6 protein-coding genes are annotated in these 18,117 nt (G+C 71.9%); 1 reads left to right on the top strand and 5 read right to left on the bottom strand.

Features of this window, described 5'->3' with window-relative positions:
- Nucleotides 1-28: 28 nt before the first annotated feature.
- From drmC to drmD, 5 genes are read right to left on the bottom strand one after another with little or no spacing between them, the layout of a single operon-like run.
- Nucleotides 29-835, bottom strand: a complete 807-nt coding sequence (gene drmC / locus E4J16_RS01305; RefSeq protein ID WP_136313034.1) for a DISARM system phospholipase D-like protein DrmC — start codon at nt 833-835, stop codon at nt 29-31.
- Nucleotides 832-2,925, bottom strand: coding sequence for a DUF1998 domain-containing protein (gene drmB, locus E4J16_RS01300; RefSeq protein WP_136313033.1), 2,094 nt, complete (start codon nt 2,923-2,925; stop codon nt 832-834). The genes drmC and drmB overlap by 4 nt, the downstream gene beginning before the upstream one ends.
- On the bottom strand, nt 2,922-6,926 hold the full coding sequence (gene drmA, locus E4J16_RS01295; RefSeq protein WP_136313032.1) for a DISARM system helicase DrmA: 4,005 nt from the start codon (nt 6,924-6,926) through the stop codon (nt 2,922-2,924). The genes drmB and drmA overlap by 4 nt, the downstream gene beginning before the upstream one ends.
- Nucleotides 6,926-11,254 (bottom strand): Eco57I restriction-modification methylase domain-containing protein, encoded by a 4,329-nt coding sequence (locus tag E4J16_RS01290; RefSeq protein WP_204519906.1) that lies wholly within the window; start codon nt 11,252-11,254, stop codon nt 6,926-6,928. Before E4J16_RS01290 ends, drmA begins: the two co-directional genes overlap by 1 nt.
- Complete coding sequence (drmD, locus tag E4J16_RS01285) at nt 11,251-14,502, bottom strand: DISARM system SNF2-like helicase DrmD (RefSeq protein WP_136313031.1); 3,252 nt, start codon at nt 14,500-14,502, stop codon at nt 11,251-11,253. Before drmD ends, E4J16_RS01290 begins: the two co-directional genes overlap by 4 nt.
- Nucleotides 14,503-15,521: 1,019 nt before the next feature.
- On the opposite strand from drmD, the gene E4J16_RS01280 reads away from it, so the two are divergent.
- Nucleotides 15,522-18,095, top strand: a complete 2,574-nt coding sequence (locus tag E4J16_RS01280) for a (Fe-S)-binding protein (RefSeq protein WP_136313030.1) — start codon at nt 15,522-15,524, stop codon at nt 18,093-18,095.
- Nucleotides 18,096-18,117: the final 22 nt, after the last annotated feature.

Here is an 18,117-nt window from a genome sequence, read left to right as displayed (position 1 = left end):
TGTCTGAGCCGCGATCACGAAGCCTGCGTTAACCGGCCACCCGTTCATAGATGTGCGGTTCCAGGGCGCGCATCTGGTCCTCGATAGCGCGGGCCAGCAGCGGCTCGTCCAGGCGCAGGCCGAGCTCGACGTTCCACTCCTCCGCAGAGCGCGACATATTCGCGCTCGTGACCACCACGATCTGGTGATCCACCACCACGAACTTGGCGTGATTTCGCGGCCGCTTCCCGTCCTCACCGGCCCGCGTCCGCATCACCACGGCGCCTTTCAGCTCGCGCGCGACCTGCGCGGTGGTGGGCACCCAAGGCTTGGGCTCGGCGTCGGCCACGTCGGTGTCCAGGTACAGGCGCACACTCACCTCCGGCCGCGCCGCCACCTCCTTCAGCGCCTCCCACAGCGCCGAGGAGCGCGCAATGTTGTAGGTGGAGCAGGTGACCGACCCGTAGGCCCGCGTCACCAGCTCGTGGACAAGCCCGGTCAGGTGCCCCGTCACCCCAAAAGCTCCAGGCCCGCCGGGAACCGTCCACACCGGGGTGACGGAGGTCGGGTGCGCCAGCGCGCCCTCGATGGCGCGCAGCACCGCCGCGGTCCGTTCCCGCTCCAACATGCCGAGCCCGGCCCTCCCCATCAGCTCCCGCACTCGACGTCGGCGCGACGCCTCCACGGCCCCAAGCGCCTGCGTCAGGGTCTCGCCCGCCTCCAGGCTCGCAGCGACGGCCCGCGCCTGGGTCCCGCTCAGCACGGCCCCGAGCTCGACGACGGCGTCCCGCCGCCCCGCCTCGCCCTCCTTCTCGGCGTCCCGGCCGCTCCCGCCGGCCTCGTCGGCACCGCTCACCGCGGGTCCTCGAAGAAGGCCAGCTCACGCCAAGCCCCGGGCAGCGGCACCACCAGGCGCCGGTCGAGGAAGCGGTTGGCCCGCTCGCAGGAGGTCTCCGAGGCCATGGTGCAGCAGTGGCAGGCGGCGCCGTGCAGGAAGTCCTCGGGGTCCTCCGGGACGCGCCGCGCACACACCGGATCGGAGGAGCAGCGCATGAGCCCGCGCAGGGCGGCGTCGAGAATCTCCCCCAGCCGCGCCGGGGCGCTCAACGCCACCAGCCCGCCGAGCGTGCCGTCGGAGTCGGAGGCCGTGGTGGTGATGAGCATGCCCGCGGCGGCGGGCCGCTCCCCCTCCGGCTTCCAGGCGTACAGGCGTTCACTGAGGCTGGCGGCCCCGTAGCCGGAGTGCATGGACATCTGCCGCATGAGCGCGTGCGCGAGCGTATGCACCAACCAGTAGCGGGCCGGCTGCATGCGCTCCAGGTGGTCCATCTCCTTGGCGGTCTCGGAGTAGCGGCGCTCGAAGTTGCGCTTGTGCGCGGCCACGTACCGCTCCCACAGCCCGCTGGCCTCCACCCGCTGCTCCCAGGCTGACACCCGCGCCTCATCCAGTTGCAGGAATACGCCCTCGCCGCGGTCCTCGGTGGCCGGCACCCAGGCCGGGCGCCCGCCACGGCACAGGGGCACCAGCCGGGAGCCGGAGTCGTCGATGCGGTCGAAGTCGTCGATGCGGGTGAAGCCCAGCAGTGCGTTGACCTTGCGGAGCCGGTCGACGGCGAGCACCCGCCCCACACCGGGAACCGGGCCGCTCTCACCCACGGGCAGGGCCCGCGGGGAGACGGTCAGCCCGCTGCGCTTGTCGGCGTGCCGCTCCTCGGGCGGGTCCTGCTCCAGGTAGCGCCATTCCGGCACCAGCAGGTCGGTGGGGCTCCACCGGCGACGGCGCTCCTCCCGCTCCGCCTCGGACTCCTGCGGCCCCAGCGCGGCGGCGACCACGTCGCCGAGCGCCGCGTCGTCAAGCTCCACCAGCCGCCCGGTTGAGGGATTCTGCTTCAGTGCAATACGCAGCATCTTCAGGTTGCCGCTGACAGCGGAAAGGTCCTCCCCCAGCGCCGCCCGGAGCTGGTTCGCGTCATCCTTCAGCTGGGCGGCCGGATCGAGGCGGGGCATGTCGATGATCGACTGGGTGACGGGGAACCAGAGGTTCGAGGCGCCCACCAGCATCAGCCGCGTCTCCTGCTCACAGCCGCCCTTGACGAAGGCGTCCACATGCGGCAGGCGGCCACGGCACTTGGGCAGGTGGGTGCGGCCGACCTCGCCCTGAGCCTGGTTCATGGGCCGTCGCACCCCGCATGAGCGGCACGTGACGGTGGCGCTGGCGCCGCGGGAGGCACCGGTGTCGGTCATCTCCAGCACCGGGGCCGGAGCCTTGGAGCACTTGCCGCCCTGGTGCACCCACCAGTCGTAGGGGAACTCGTCCAGGTGCCCGTCGGGGCAGGCCAGCAGGTAGCGCGCGGGCACGCACGGACTGGTGCGGTTCCTGCGGGTCCCACCCGCCTTGCCCCGAGCCCCGCCGCCGGTCTTCGCCACCCTCCCCGGGCAGCCGACATGCTGCACAACCGCCTCGTCGGGCCGGTAGGGGTGAGTATTGACGTAACCGTCGGTGCTACGCGTGAAGAACTCCAGCGGGGCCAGCAGGTCGCAGCCGGTGCAGCGCAGCCACTGGGGGAAGATGCGCGCGGGCACGCCCAGGTCGCTTCCCTCCCGGGAGAAGGCGTTCTCGGTCGGCTGGTGGGGGAAGGGCCGCAGCCCGCTGACCTGCGGGCCGAGTTGCAGCTGCACGCTCTCCAGCAGCCGGGGCGCGTGAATCTCCGGCACCGGCCCCTGGCGGCGTGCCCAGATGCGCTCCCAGTCGTCCATGCCACTGGGCATGATGGTGAAGTGGGGCAGGTCGATGATGGCGCCCGGCCCGTAGGTGTACAGCAGGCTGGAGGGCCGGGCGGAACCGACCTTGGCGAAGTTCTTCCGCCCCTGCTTCTCGGCGAGCGCTTCGGCGTCGTCGAGGGGGCTGGTGCCGCCGCCGACGGCGATCAACTCACTGGTGCTCATGCTTCCTCCCCCGCGCTCGGGGCCGACTCGTCACTGTCCCTGCGTTCTGCGTCAGCGCCGGGCTCCTGCGCCTGCCAGGCGGGGGCGTCCTCCGGCGGCCTCCAGGCCAGGCGCTGCGGGTCGGGCGAGACGAGCAGGTTGATCTCGGGCTGCACCTCCCGCATGGAGTTGGCGACGACGAGCACCGGCCCGTCCCCGCCCACGGTGCGGGCCGCGCCCGCCTCGGGCCCCATGATGAGTGCCGCCTGCTTGGCGGGGTCCTTCACCCGCTCATAGCTCAGGTGCCTGCCGTCGCCCAGCGTCTGTTCGGCCCGCCTCACCCAAGCTTCGATGCGCCCCTGCAGCCGGTCGCGGGCGTAGCGGGTGGCGGCGTCCCCGGCCGCTGAGTTCTCAATGCGGGCGACGACGGCGTGGGCCACCTGCTCCAGCACCGCCTGCTGCCGGGGTGCGTTCCCGGCGCCCCGCTCGGGGTTCAGGCTGCCTTCGGTCACGGCGGCCTGCAGCACGCGGGCGCTGGCGACGAGTACGCCGTCGAGCCCCCGTTCCAGGGAGGTGACGGAGAAGGGGGTGACGGACAGGGGCTCCACGCGCCGGTAGAAGGTGTCGTGGAAGTGGCGGAACTGCTCGTAGTGGGCCAGGTCCCGTGGGCGCGCCCAGTTACCGACGGTGACCACCAGGCCCGGCCGCCCGGCGTCGCGGCCGACGCGGGAGGAGGCCTGAATGTACTCGGCGGTGTTCTTGGGCTGGCCGACGATCAGCATCAGGCCCAGCCGGGTGACGTCCACGCCCACCTGCAGCATGGAGGTGGCCAGCACGGCGTCGAAGGGGTTGTGCGGGCGCGGTGTCGGCACGTTTCTGCCGGCAGTGGCGGCGGCCCTGGCCTCCCGGTACGCGGCGCGCGCCCGGGTGGAGTCGACGGCGGGGTCGAAGCCGACGGCCATCTCATCCAGGGTGCTGGTGATCTCGGTGGAGGCGATGCGGCTGGTGAGCTCACCGAGGTTGAGTGCCCCGTATGCCGTACCCCTGCGCCGCGGCAGCCCGGAGCCGCGAATGCCCTTGGCCAGGGCGGTCTGGATGTCGTCCTGCATGTAGCGGGCCATGCCGGCCAGCTCACGGGTGGCGGAGAAGTAGCCGACGAGCGTCATGTAGGGGTCGGCCTCCTCCCCACCCTCATCGAGCAGCAGCTGGCCGCCGGCCATAAGGACCTGGGCGATCTGGATCTCGGCGTTGGTCAGGCGCACGCCGGTGGCCGACAGCCCCACATAGCGCCGCCCCGGGTGCTCGCGGTCGGGTGTGATCTCCTTGGAGAAGAAGGTGTCGGCAGCATCGAGGACCTGCGGCGGGAAGACGGTGGTGCCGCGCCCGTAGAGTGCGCGCACCTGGTCGGCGGCGCGGCGCACGGTGGCCGAGGAGGCGACGATGAGGGGCTTGACCTCACGCGGTGCGCCGTCGGGGTCGTACATGCGCCAGGTGGTCAGGGCGTCGACGGCGACCTCGAAGAGCCCCACGGTGGTGCCGAGCGCTCCGGTGATCAGGTGCAGCTCGTCCTGGATGATCAGGTCCGGTGGGCGCAGCCGGGTGGCCGGACGTATCCGGGCGGCGGGCAGGGGTCCCTTGGCGGGGTGGGATTCCTTGACGTCGCAGCGGGGGTAGTCGCTGTTGCCGGCGTCGTCGAGCGCGGGCACGTAGCCGTGGCGGTCGCAGTAGCGGGCGACGTGCCCGAACAAGGAGGCGGCCTGTCCCTCGCGGGCCAGCCGGGCGAACTTGTCGACGGTGGCGATTACGAAGGCGGGCACCAGCCGGTAGATCTCCTCGTCGGTGGTGAGCACCGGGATGCCCTCGTCCACCTGGCCGCCCGGGGAGAAGGGGCACTCGCCGAACTCGTCGGGGCAGTAGACGAAGACGCGGCCGCGCGCCTCGTCGACTTCGACGTCGTTGTGGCTGAGGGGCCGCCCGCACCAGGGGCAGTGGCCGAGCTGCAGGGCGGAGAAGCGGTAGCCGGCGCCGGCGTGCTGGCTGCGCAGTCGGGTGAGTTCCTTGGCGGCCTCGTCCACCCGCTTGGGGGAGACGGCGGTACCCACCCACAGGCCGATGCGGAAGGGTTCGTCGCCCCAGGTGGCGGGGTCCTCGCGGCGGGCGAGCTCGGCGGCGCAGACGAGGGTGGTGGCGCGCTGGAACTGCTGGGAGGTGAGCAGCCGCAGGGTGTAGCGCATGAGCACGGTGACGCCCGCGGAGCCGTCGACCGCGCCGTCGGGGCCGGTGATGCGCCCCTGGCGGCGGCGGATGGCGAAGGCGTAGGCGGCCAGGCCCAGGTAGGCCTCGGTCTTGCCGCCGCCGGTGGGGAAGAACAGCAGCTCCACCTTCGCCCGGTCCGCCCCCGAGCGGCGCGGGGTGGTGGGGTCAGTCAGGGCGCGGATCTGCATGAGCACGAAGGCCAGCTGGAAGACGCGCCAGTGGTGGGGGAACGTGCCCGCGCGCACCTGCTGCTCGGCCTGGGCGGGGGTGAGGCTGGGGTTCTTCTGGCGGGCGGCGGCGATCTGGGAGTGCACGCGCTGGTCGGCCATGACCCGGTTCATGAAGGCGAAACAGCGGCGAGCCTCGGGGTCGGCCAGGAGGAAGTCGACGCCGTCGGCGAGCTGGTCGCGCACCTGCCGAGCTTCGGCCACCACTTCGGCGGCGGTCTCTCGCAGGTGGGCGGGCAGGGCGGGGATGCGCGCCTGCTGGTCGTTGAGCCAGCCGGTGTAGGCGGCCACGATGGGGCGCAGGCCGGCCTCCAGTTCGGCGGGGGTGGCGACGGCGAGGGCCTGCATGTCCAGCAGCGCCCCGGGCACGTCGGCGGCCCGGGTCTGTGGGGTCTCGGCGGTGGGTATCCACTCGGTGCACACGTGGGTGGCGCGGCGCGCGCCGGGGGCGACGGTCCAGTCGGCGGAGCAGGTGCGGCCGACGGCGAATTCGAGCCGGTCCCGGTACTGCAGTTCGAGGCGGGCCTCCTCGGGGTCGTCGGGCAGGTGGGGGTCCTCGGTGGCGTCGTGGACGGGCAGGAAGACGGCCTGCCCCTCGGCGGCGCCGGCGGGGGTGACGTCGAGGCGGGTCTGGAAGAGCCAGGCGTCGACGGGGATGCGGCGCGGGGTCTCGCGGTCGTTGCACAGGGCGATCTCCACCAGGCGCCGAGGCATGGTGGTGTCCAGGTGGGTGTCGACGCGCAGGGTCACCTGGTCCTGCAGCGGGTAGTCGGTGGTGGCGCCGTCGCCCTGGCGGAGGGGGACGCGCACGGGGATGGAGATGTCGGTGCGGCGGAAGTGGCGCTCCTCGCCGCCGGAGGGCAGGGTACGGCCGGTCTTCTCGGGGTGGTAGACGCCCCAGGAGGCGTGCACGGTGACGGCCTCCAGGTCGGCGGGGACCTGGAAGCGCAGGCCCATGGAGGCGGGGATCATGAGGCCGCGGCGCACGGGCTCGTCGTCGCGGTCGCCGCCGGTGTCCTCATCCCCGTCCGGGCTGGACTCGTCGACGCTGGAGACGGGCACGCCGGTGGAGGCGCGGGCGTCGAGGTCGTCACCCAGGTAGGCGGTGGAGGCCCCGGCATCCGGGTCGGCGTCAAGGCCGGCGTCTGAGGCGAGGTCGGCGGCCTCGCTGGTGGGCGGCTCGGTGGCCTGGCCGCCGGTGTCGTCCAGGCGGGTGGGGGCGATACGGCCGATGAGGTAGCGGCCGTCCGGGGCGACGGGCAGCAGTTCGTCATCGCCGCCGATGGGGCCAAGCAGTTGGCGGCGCAGGATGTCGGTGAGGTTCTCGCGGGCCGCCCAGGAGCCGAAGCCGTAGGGCTCCACCGGCTCATAGACGGGGCCGTTGCTGGGTGCTTCGGAGCCGTCGAGGCGGCGGGGCGAGCCAGCTTCGGGCGAGGCTGCGCCGGGAGCTGCGTCGGTGGTGTCGGCGCTTGCGGCCTGGGTGGCGACGCCTTCGGGCGCGCGGGAGGCTGGCCGGGGTGAGTTTGCGGGCTCGGGCATCAGAACATCTCCTCCTGTCCGGCGGCGGGCCTGCGGCCGCGGCGGGTGCGGGCGGTGGGGGCAGCGGACCCGGCGTTAGCGGAGCGGGTGGGCTTCTTGTTGGGCCGGCCAGACTTGGCGGCGGCCTCGGCGGCGGCGCGGCGGTGGTTCTCCTCCAGGAGCCGGTCGAGCTCTTCGACGCGGGTGGCCGGTGGAATGGTCCAGCGGGTCATCTGCCGGTAGGTGTGGAAGCCGTGGGTGAGGTCCAGGTCGTCCCAGCCGTAGGCGGCCGCGACGGCCGCGTCGAGCTCCACGTGGATGGCGCGCATGCGGTCCACGTCCGCGTCCTGCCCGGGTGCGAGTTCGGGGTCGTTCACCAAGTTGTACAGCTTGGTCAGGCCGAGCCCGCGACGCAGCATGATCTCCCGGCGTTCGGTGTCCAGGGTGCGGCCAATGGCATCGAGCGCGGGCGTGGCCTCGGGCCGAGGGAAGGTCTCAAAAACGTCGGTTGGGGTATAGCGGGGATCATTCCGCATGCCAGAGCCGTATTTGATCGCCCAGTACTGGTGCAACGAGGAGGACAACACCGCCTGCTCGGCATAGGAGTCCGTGGCGAAGGCGACAACCGCATCACTGATGACTGCACCAGTCGGGAACCGTACCGGCACCACCGTCTTGCTCACACGAGCAAGCACCAGCACCTCGTCGAGCCCGGCGATCGCCTCCCGCATGGCGGGAGCCCAAGCCGCGTATCTCCACCAATACTCTCGGCGATAATCGATTTTGACTTTGTCTCGTTGGGGTTTCACCTCACTCAAAACACGACCGAAAGGCAAGTGATAACTTGCGGCTTCGGCTTGCTCACGCATACCGAAGTCAATCACCCAACGCGAGGGTGAGCAGTCGGGGCGGGAGTTGAGGTCCTCGCCATTGAGGTAAGGGAAGAGCACCTCGGCATTGCGCGGGTCCTCTGCGATCCAGGCCTGGGCCTCCTCCGGTTCCAGAATGAAGCCCTTGCCGAGCACGTAGCAGCCGATGAAGGCGACGCCCGCATTCTTGGCGAGCCGCTGCGGCTTGCCCTCCACACGTCCGGCTGACTCCAACAAGGTGCTGATCCGCGGCACCGGCACATCCCGCTCCCCGCATGCCACCGCCCGCACCTGCGGCGATACCTGGGCGCGAGTACCCCAGACGGCGGCGTACTCCAGGTTGGCGCTGCTGGAGGGCCAGGAGCGCGACTGCACTGCCCGGGTGATGGTGAAACCGGCGGCCACCATCCGGTCGAGCCCGACCTCCCGGGTGTCACCCTGCGCCACCGTATTGGTGGCGATGAGCCCCAGCGTGCCGCGCGGGTTCACCAAATCGAAGGCCCGCAAGAAGAAGTAAGCGACAAGATCCGCACTCCCGCGTTTCCCATCGGCGAGCACGTGCACAAACCAGTCGCGCATATTCGTCCCCATGGACCCGGTGAGGCGCTGCCCGCCCAGGAAGGGCGGATTGCCCACCACGGCGTCGAAACCGCGGGCCGGGGCCTGCGGGAAGACCTCGGGGAAGGCCAGTGGCCAGTGCAGGCACCGCCAGCGCTCGTAGTCCGTGGTCACCGTCGGGGTCAGGCCCCGCTCCAGGATCACATCCAGGCCCGCCGGGTCGCCGTCACCGCCGGGCGGGAAGGCGGCGCTCGCCGCGGCGGCCAGGCGCTGATAGGCGTCTTCACGCCGTCGGCCGGGTTTGCCGGCCACATCCGGGTCCAGGCCGGCGGCGATGACAGCGTCGGCCAGGCGGGTGAGCGTGGCCAGCTGCTTCTCATTGTCGCTCTGCTGGCGCAGCTTGGTGGTGGCAGAACGGGCAGGATCGTCGTTGTCCACCTCGGAGGCGAGCTGGTGGCGGCGGCCGGTAACCTCCGCCAAGATCGCGTCCACATCCAGCTCCGGCAGCATCCGGCCGGCGGCATCAAGGTCGAAGAGCCGGTCCTTCCGCGCCGCGGCCGGGTCGATGTTCAGCGCACGCAGCTGCTCCAGGTCGGTGATGCCCAGCAGGGAGTTGCCGACGAACACCTTGTCATCCACGAAGCTGAAGGGCAGGTTCCGGTCCAGGGACACCAGCCACAGGGAGAGCTTGCACATCTCCACCGCCATGGGGTTGATGTCCACCCCGTACAGGCAGTGCGCCACCACCTGGCGCAGCGCGTGCCGCTCCACCTGCTCCGGCGACTTGTCCGGGGGCGTCGTGCCCTCATGCTCCCAGGCCTCCACCAGCCGACGGGCCAGGTAGCGGGCCGCCGCCACCAGGAAGGCGCCCGAGCCGCAGGCGATGTCTGCCACGCGCAGGCGCAGGATCGCGTCGGAGGCGATCAGCCGCCACTGGGAGCGGTCCTCGCTCTGGTGCGGGCCCGGCTTGTATACGAGCGGGGCGAGCGCGTGGGCCACCACGTCCTCCGCCAGGGAACGCGGCGTGTAGTGGGCACCGGCGTCGCGCCGCGAGGGTGTCTCCACCACCAGCAGCTCGCCGGGCAGGATCACCACCGGTCGTCCGCGCAGGTCCCGGCGGATCGCCCCGATCCACGGGCGCAGCCGCCCACGCAGCTCGGCGTCGCGGGTCACCGCGAGCAGGACCCGCTCGGCGTCCTCCATGGCATCCCCGGCCGCGAGCGCCTTGGCGAGCGCGGGCTTGGTGCGGGGCTGGGCCGAGGGCTGGTCGGCCTTGATCCAGGCGAGGATGGCGGCGGCGAGATCGGCGTCGTCGGCGTGGGCCTCGGCCAGGTCCTCCAGCACCGCCAGTGGTACCTCCGGCTCCTCACCGTTCCTACCGTCCAGCCCCAGCACCACCTGATCGCTGCGGCGGCAGGAGTAGCCGAGCAGGCCCTCATAGATGTAGCCGATCTGCTCCACGTCGATATCCCGGAAGGAGACCCGCTGCGCCTCACCGCCGGCGTGGGCGACCTGCACCGAGCGCAGCACCTCCAGCATCACCCGGTCGGACACGCGCACCATCAGGGCGCCGTCGGGGCCTGTGGCGGTCAGGAAGCCGAAGCGATCAGGGTCAAACAGGGAGCCGCCGTAGGCGGGCATGCGCACGTCCTCCCAGGTGGCCCCGCCGAACAGGGCGCCGGAGGTGGCCAGCAGGCGGTGCCAGACGAAGTAGGTGCCGTCCAGCGACTCCTCCCCCTCCTCGCGGGCCCGCTCATCGAGCTCGTCGAGCACCCGTGACAGGCCGTAGCCGCTGCGGTAGAGGTCCTGTGTGGGCAGCAGGCCACGCTCCTCGGCGAACAGCAGGAACACCACCCGCATCATCACGGTCACCACGCCCTCGTACGCCTGGTGGGCGTCCGCCGGCAACGGGTCGGGGCGGCCCTGGCGCACGGCGTCGGCGGCCGACCGGGAGACGGCGGAGACCACCAGCTCCACGGCGCGACGCACCTGCGTGCCCAGGGCCTCGGTGATCTCCTCGGCAGCCAGCACCGAGTCGGCAAACAGGCGAGGCAGGCGCTCCTCCGGCCTGCCGCCCAACAGGCGCCGCACCCCCAGCAGGGTCAGGAAGGCGTCGCGGGTCGCGGGCTCCTCGATCCAGGTCTGGGCGTCCACCACGCCGGAGGCGGTGGTGGCGCCACGCGGGGCGCTCACCAGGGCCCACCAGCGGCCGTCGGTGACCACGCCGATCGAGCAGGTCGACTCCGGGGCGCGCAGCATGGCGTCCATGCGGTCGACCGGGCTGGTGGCCCAGCCGTCGTCGCACACCTCACGCAGCGAGGCCACCGGGTCCACCACCAGCACCAGCGCACCCACGGCCATGCCGACCGCGCCTGCCGCGTCTGCCGCAGTCATGGCACCCCCGCCCGTGCCAGCTGCGTCTGCGGTGCCGCGCAGCAGGGCGCCGGTCGGAGTAACCACGACGGGGCTGTCGCCGTCGCCCCGCACCCGGTGGGCCTCGACCAGGGCGGGGCGGTCGGCGGCGGCCGTATAGTGACCGCCCCAGCCAACCACCTCGGTGAGCACCGTGCGCACCCAGGCGTCACGGGCGGCGCGGTACTCCGGCAGGGCCGCCTGACGGTCCCGCGCCCGATCCCACGCGTCCCAGGCGGCGTCGAAGGCCGGCTTGGCGCGGCGCAGCACCTCCTTGCGGGCGTCCTCAAGCGGCGGGACGCCCTGCGGGAACAGGCGCGTCATCACCGGCACGGACAGGAACGGGCCGTCGGTGTCCACCAGCTCCAGCCAGTCGCGGTGCAGCTGCGGGGCGCAGCGAGCACTCCTCCGGGAGCCGCCCCCACGGCCCGCCCGGGCGCCCCCGGCGGGGGCACCCGGGCTGCGGCGGGAGGTGCGGGAGCGGCTTCCCCCGGTGGTGTTGCGGCTCATCGGTGTTCCTCCCACTGGTCGGCATCCTGCTCTGACACGGCGAACACCAGTCCCACCGACGCGATGAAGGGCTGCACGTCCTCGTAGCGGCGTGCCACGGCGTCGGCCTCACGCCGCTCCTCGTCATCGAGCGCGGCCAGGCGCTCCGCCATCGCATGCATGTCGCGCTCGCGTTGGCGGCGCTGGTCATCCAGCCAGGCCGCGAGCATGTCCTGGTTGGCCTGCTCCGCCGCATGCATCCGCTCCAACGACTCGGTCAGGTTGGTGCGGAAGGCCGCATAAATGCCATGCACCCGCTCGGCATCCGCCCGCTGCCGCTCCCGCAGCTGGTCGTCGACGGCGTGCTGCAGCCGCCGCGCGCGCCTGCCCCTCTCCTCCTCAATGCGGGTGCGCAGATGCGCGCCGTCCGCCCGCCACGCCCGGGCCAGGTGCTCGCGCACCGCCGCCGACGCCGCCCGGAGCTCACCCGGGTCGAGCATCCGGTCCAGGACCGCGTTCAGCTTCTCCTCCGCGACGGTGCTGCCGCGCAGCCGCACGCCGGTGACGAACACCTGCTCATGCAGCCGCAGCCCGCCGCGCCCCACCAGCACCAGCCGCGACACCGACGCCGCATAGGTCTCCTCCAGCCCCGGCATCACCACCGCCGTGACCCGGTTGATCTCCGACTGGGGGCTGAACAGGCGCGCACGCAGGGTCCGGGTCGCCTTGCGCATCAGCGGGTGCCCCAGGTGCACGTGCACGATCCCGGGCAGGGACGCGGAGCGCTCGTCGAAGCTCACCGGGCGGGGCCGGTCCGGGTGCAGCAGCGGCGCCAGGCCCGCCACGGCCTCATCCCATGAGCGGTCCAGCGCCGGCACCCGGAAGGCCGCAAGACCCTCGGGCACGGCGTCGAGCTCCTCCAGGCCGCCGGCCTCCTCCAGCGGCCCGACCGGCTCCAGGCCGGGCTGGTTGGCGAGCCGCAGGGCCGTGTCCACCACGCGTCGCCCGGCCTGCGGCGTCAGATGCATCTGCGCCTTGCGGTTCTCATAGCCGCGCGCCAGGTCCGTCAGGGAGCGGTTGAGCTCCCGGCTGCCCGCCAGGGTCTGATTGACCGCCCGCTGATCCGCCGTCTGCGTCCTGCGGCCGCGTTGCTCACGACCCAGCAGGCGCGCGGTGATCTGACCGTCGACGTCGTCGATCAGCGGGTTGAGCGCGCCCAGGTCCTGGGTCTCGGTGGTGATCTTCTCCGCGAGCCGGTTCAGGAAGTCGAGCTCACCGGAGCAAAGGCCTTGAGAGGCACCCCCCCCCCGGCGCGGAATGAGGTAGGTCACCTCGGGCGTGTGGTGCTGCCCGTAACGGTCAATACGACCGATGCGCTGCTCCAGGCGGGACGGGTTGAAGGGCACGTCGAAGTTCACCAGGCGGTGGCAGTAGGCCTGCAAGTCAATGCCCTCGCCGGCGGCATCCGTGGCCACCAGCACCCGCACCGGCTCCTGCGTGGGGTCGTCGTTGAAGCGGGCCCTGATCCGCTCACGCTCCTCCGCCGGGGTCGACCCCTGAATCACCGCCAGCCGGTCCGCGCCGTAACCCTGCGAGCCGAGCACGCCGACGATCCAATCCAGGGTGTCCGCATACTCGGTGAAGACGACGACCCGCTCATTGGTCCAGTGCCTGCCGTCGGGGCGGCAGACGGCGTCGAGCATGGACACCAGTGCCTCCAGCCGGGAGTTCGCCCGCGCCTGGTAGCCGCCCGCCCAGTCGGCCAGGTTCTCCAGCTCCGCCTTGGTGGCGGCGCTCAGCGCGTCACCGCTGCGGGTGGCCAGCAGCGTATCCGTCTCGGGCTGCTCAAGGCGGCCCTCCTCCTCATCCGACTGGCCCGAGCCCATGACCTCCGCGTAGTAGTCGTCGACGTCGTAGTAGTCCGCGCCCGCCGCCACCGGATCGGTCAAGTAGTTGCCGAGCGTGCGGGCGAAGGCCCACGGGCTGGACAGGAAGCGCTTCTTCAGCAGCAGGGCGGCAATATCCAGGCTGCGCCGCCCCTGCTGGCGGCCCGAGGCGCGCAGCAGCGAGTCCAGCTTGGCGTAGGCCTCCTCCTCATCGGCGGCGGCCGCATACTCCACGGAGTTGACCTTGCGGCGCTTGAAGTCGCGGTCCGGCACGTCCGCCTTCAGGCGCCGCACCGTCACCTCAGCCAGGGCCCTGCGGTCGATCTCGGCGCCGCGGGCGAAGCGGCGCGGGTCGATCATCTCCAGCAGGGCGGTGAAGGACTCGGTGTAACCGTTGTGCGGCGTGGCGGACAGGAACAGGCGGTGCTCGCACTTCTCGGCCAGGCGGCGCAGCGCCCGAGTGCGCTGGGAGTCCACGCCGCCGCCAACGGCCGAGGGCGCCGCCGGGGCCACGTGGTGGGCCTCATCCACCACCAGCACGTCGAAGGCGTAGTTGCGGGCGCTGCCGGGGCGGCCGGCGTCGTCCAGTACCTCGCGCAGCAGCCGCTGGGCGCGCACGCCCGGCAGCCAGGCCATGGACACGATCACCCGCGGATACAGGCGCAGCGGGTTCGCGGCCAGGCCGTAGGTGCGGCGGTCGGCGGCAATCCGGGCAGAGTCGACGATCACGAACTCCAGGCCGAACTTCTCACGCATCTCATCGCGCCACTTCAGGGCCAGGCTCGGCGGGCACACGATGATGACCGAGCGGGCCCGGTGCCGCAGCAGCAGCTCCTCGACGACCAGGCCGGCCTCGATGGTCTTGCCCAGGCCGACGTCGTCGGCCAGCAGGAGGTTGGTGCGTGGGGCCTCCAGGGCGCGGCGCAGGGGCTCGAGCTGGTAGGGCTCCAGGGTGGCGCCCGAGCGGAAGGGCGCCTGGTAGGCCTTGGCGTCGGCGGAGGTGACCGCGCCCCAGCGCACGGCGTCGACGAAGGCGCCCAGGGTGTCCGGGTCGTCGAAGGAGTCGGCGGAGATCGTCTCCGGCAGGCCGCGGTCCGGAATGATCGAGTTGCCGACCTCCAGCTCCCAGATGACGGTCAGCTCCTCACCCATGCGATCCTCGGCCAGCGATTGCAGTGAGACCAGGTGCTCCAGGTCGGTGCGTGAATCGTCGGCGGGGCTGTGGGGCAGGCCCTGCTCGCGCACGTCGGTGACGGCCCAGGTGGCGCCCCGCACCTGCACCACCTGCCCGGGTTCGGGCAGGGCCGGTGTGGCGTCAGTGCTGGAATCCAGGCTGGAGCTTGCGGTCGCGCCCGTGGGCCGGGGTGAAGTGTGCGTAGTCATCGGTGCCTGTTCGTGCGGGAGCGCCCGTTGCCTGTGGCCGGGCGCGAGACGAGCACACTGTAGCCCTAGTCACCATCGCCTCGGGGCGCGCGGACTCATCTCAGGCGACCGAGTCCGTTTCGAGTCCCATGTTCACCGCCCCGGCCTCCGACTGGCATCTCCAGCGGGCAGGCGCTCCGGTTCCGAGATCAGCCACGCCACGCCGTGAGTGTCAAGCAAGTAGGCCACGCCTACTCCCAGCTCTCAAGTTCGTCTTCCGCCAGGGGCGCGAAGAAGAACTCATCGGGAACCTTGAGATCGGGGCGTACCCCGAAGGTACGACGCTCTTCCGGAGCCACGGCCCTCAGCGTGGCGACGGGCCTGCCACCCCGAGCCGCCGCACGCTTAGGGCACCTTCACGATTCTCCCAACGCCGGACTTTTCGGCGAAATTCCGCCAATCCGCACCAGTCAGCCCAAACCGCCCCCAAGCCTCCCATGTGCGCCGACATCCCCGCCGCACATGGGAGACTCCCAAGGCCCCTCACCACAAATCTGAAACCGCAGAATCAAGCCATTTCAACCAGCACGCTCACTTCCTAAGCGTGCGGCACACCCGCTGCGCCCCTCCGCACCAACACCCGCCTCCCCGGCCACAGTCATCCGTCCCATGCACGCCGTCCCATGCACGCCGCCGCACGCGCACAGCCGCACGCACGCCGCGACACGCGCACCGCCACCCCCACCGGGCACCACCCCGCACCTGTCACAAAATGCACCACTTTCGGACCGCACCACTGGCAGGATCACACTGAAACCGCGGAAATCCGCGGACGCAGCCGACGCGACCGGCGGTCGCAGAGCTGAAAGTGGTGCATCCAATGACACCCCCAACCCCACCAGCCACCAACAACCACACCCCAGCACCAACACCACCCCAGCCACCTCACCCGCACCCCGACGCGCCTTCCCACCCGCATCCCAGCCGGCCCTTCGTGACGCCTGCGCACCCGCACCCGTCCGCTTGCGTAGGCTGACGCCATGAGTTGGCTGATGGGCATCCGCGTCGTGTGCATCGTCATCGTCGCAGTTGCGACGGTGGTCGGCGTCTTCGTGTTCGGCCGCGCCTGCGTGACCATCGGCAACCGTATGGGGGTGGGCCGCCCCGTCCCCCGCGAGCGCCTGCGCCCCATCGGCCGCCGCCTGGTGCGCATGCTCGGTGAGGTCGTCAGCCACACCGCATTCAAGGGCCGACCCTGGATCCGGGCCGCACACTGGCTGGTGATGGTCAGCTTCCCGCTGCTGTTCCTGACCCTGGTCACCGGCTACGGCCAGGTACTGGCCGGCCCGCACTGGGAGTTGCCGTGGCTGGGCCACCAGGCCTGGTGGGCGTGGGTGGTGGAAGGCATCGCCTGGCTGAGCCTGGCGGGCATCGTCCACCTGATCGCGGTGCGCCGCCGCCTGACTCACCGCCGGGCCGCCGCGCCCCCCTTCGACGCCGACTCCGCCGGCGGCACCCGCACCCGCACCTCCCGCTTCGCCGGCTCCAGCCGGGGGCAGGCGCACTTCGTGGAGGCGATCGTGGCCGGCGTGGTGGTCTGCGTACTATCCCTGCGGATGCTGGAGCACGCCCAGCTGGCGCTCTCCCCCGACCCGGCCGACGCCGCCCTCGCCCACTGGACGCACTTCCCACTGACCGCCTGGACCGGCCCACTGCTGGCACCACTGAGCGCAGACGCCCTGGCGGCCGCGATCATGGTGGTGGCGACCGTCAAGATCGTCATCTCCATGTGGTGGTTCGTGGTGGTCGGCCTGCAGCCGTCGATGGGCGTGGCCTGGCACCGCTTCCTGGCCTTCGTGAACCTCTACGCACGCCGCAACACCGACGGCACCAAGGCACTCGGCCCCGCCCAGCCGCTGCTGCTGCCCGACGGCCGGCCGCTCACCGCCGACACCCTGGACGACCTCGACGCCGCCATGGAGGCCGCCGAGGAGGCGGGCACCGAGGTCAAGCTCGGAGTGGAGCGCATTGAAGACTTCACCTGGAAGGGCCTGCTGGACTTCTCCACCTGCACCGAGTGCGGCCGCTGCCAGGACCTGTGCCCGGCGTGGAACACCGGCAAGCCCCTGTCCCCGAAGCTGTTCACCCTGGCCCTGCGCGACCACCACGCCGCCGTCGCCCCCTACCTGCGGGCGGCGAGCGCACTCGGCGTCGAGCCCGACGAGGTCACCGAGGAGATGCTCGCCGAACGCCGCAGCACCCGCAGCCCGCTCGGGCGGCTGGCGGGCATGACGGACGGCCTGGAGGACGACGACGATCTGGGCCTGGCCCCGGGCAGCGCCCACACCGGCGACGTGCTGGGCGCCCTGCTGGCCGCGAAGGCCGCCCCGAGCGATACGGGCGTGGCCACGCGTCCGGCGCCGCTGGCCGGCGAGGTGATCCCCGCGGACGTGCTGTGGTCGTGCACCACCTGCGGGGCGTGCGTGGACCAGTGCCCGGTGGACATCGAGCACGTCGATCATGTGATCGACGTGCGCCGTCAACAGGTGCTCATGGCCTCGGCCTTCCCCAAGGAGTTGGGGCAGATGTTCCGCAAGCTGGAGTCCAAGGGCAACCCCTGGGGCCTGGCGGCGCGCAAGCGCATGGATTGGGCCAAGGACCTGGACTTCGACGTGCCGGTCGTCGGCGTGGACGTGGAGGACGCCTCCGAGGTCGACTACCTGTTCTGGGTGGGCTGCGCGGGCGCCTACGAGGACCGGGCGAAGAAGACGACGCGGGCGGTCGCCGAGCTGCTGCACACCGCCGGGGTGTCCTTCGCCGTCCTGGGCGACGCCGAGGCCTGCACCGGCGACCCGGCCCGCCGCGCCGGCAATGAGATCCTGTTCCAGACGCTGGCGGCGCAGAACGTCGAGACGCTCAACGAGGCCGGCGCGCAGAAGATCGTGGTCACCTGCGCCCACTGCTTCAACACGCTGGCCCGGGAGTACCCGCAGGTGGGCGGGCACTACGAGGTGCTGCACTACACGCAGCTGCTGGGCCGCCTGGTGCGTGAGGGCCGCTTGCGGCCCGCCCCGCCGCAGACGGCGCAGCCCGCCGCAGGGGCTGAAGACACCACCGAGCTCGGCGGCGCTCCGGGAGATGACGTCGAGGGCGTGGCGGGGCCGGCGGGAGCGGCCCGAGGCACTAGGGCCGCGGATGGTAGCCAAGACACCCTCCCGCGGGGCGCCGCCCCGTCCCCTACTGCCCCGACCGTCACCTACCACGACGCCTGCTACCTGGGCCGCCACAACCGCATCTACTCCCCGCCGCGCGAGTTGCTGGAGGCGACCGGCGCCACCACCGTGGAGATGCCGCGCAGCCACGAGCGTGGATTCTGCTGCGGCGGCGGCGGGGCGCGGGCCTTCATGGAGGAGTCGATCGGCACCCGCATCGCGGTGGAGCGCTCGCGGGAGGCGATCGGCACCGGCGCGCAGGCGATCGCGACGGCCTGCCCGTTCTGCACCACCATGCTCTCCGACGGCGTCGCCTCCGAGGGCGCCGACGTGCGCGTCACGGACGTGGCCACCCTGATGCTGGAGTCCGTCCGCCGCGGCCAGCAGCCTGCCTCCGCGTGAGATAAACCGCCGCCACAGAACC

It is taken from the genome of Actinomyces procaprae, from assembly GCF_004798665.1.
Taxonomy (GTDB): domain Bacteria; phylum Actinomycetota; class Actinomycetes; order Actinomycetales; family Actinomycetaceae; genus Actinomyces; species Actinomyces procaprae.
Note: the sequence above shows the minus strand (reverse complement) of the source record. Positions and strands in the feature narration are given on the sequence as shown.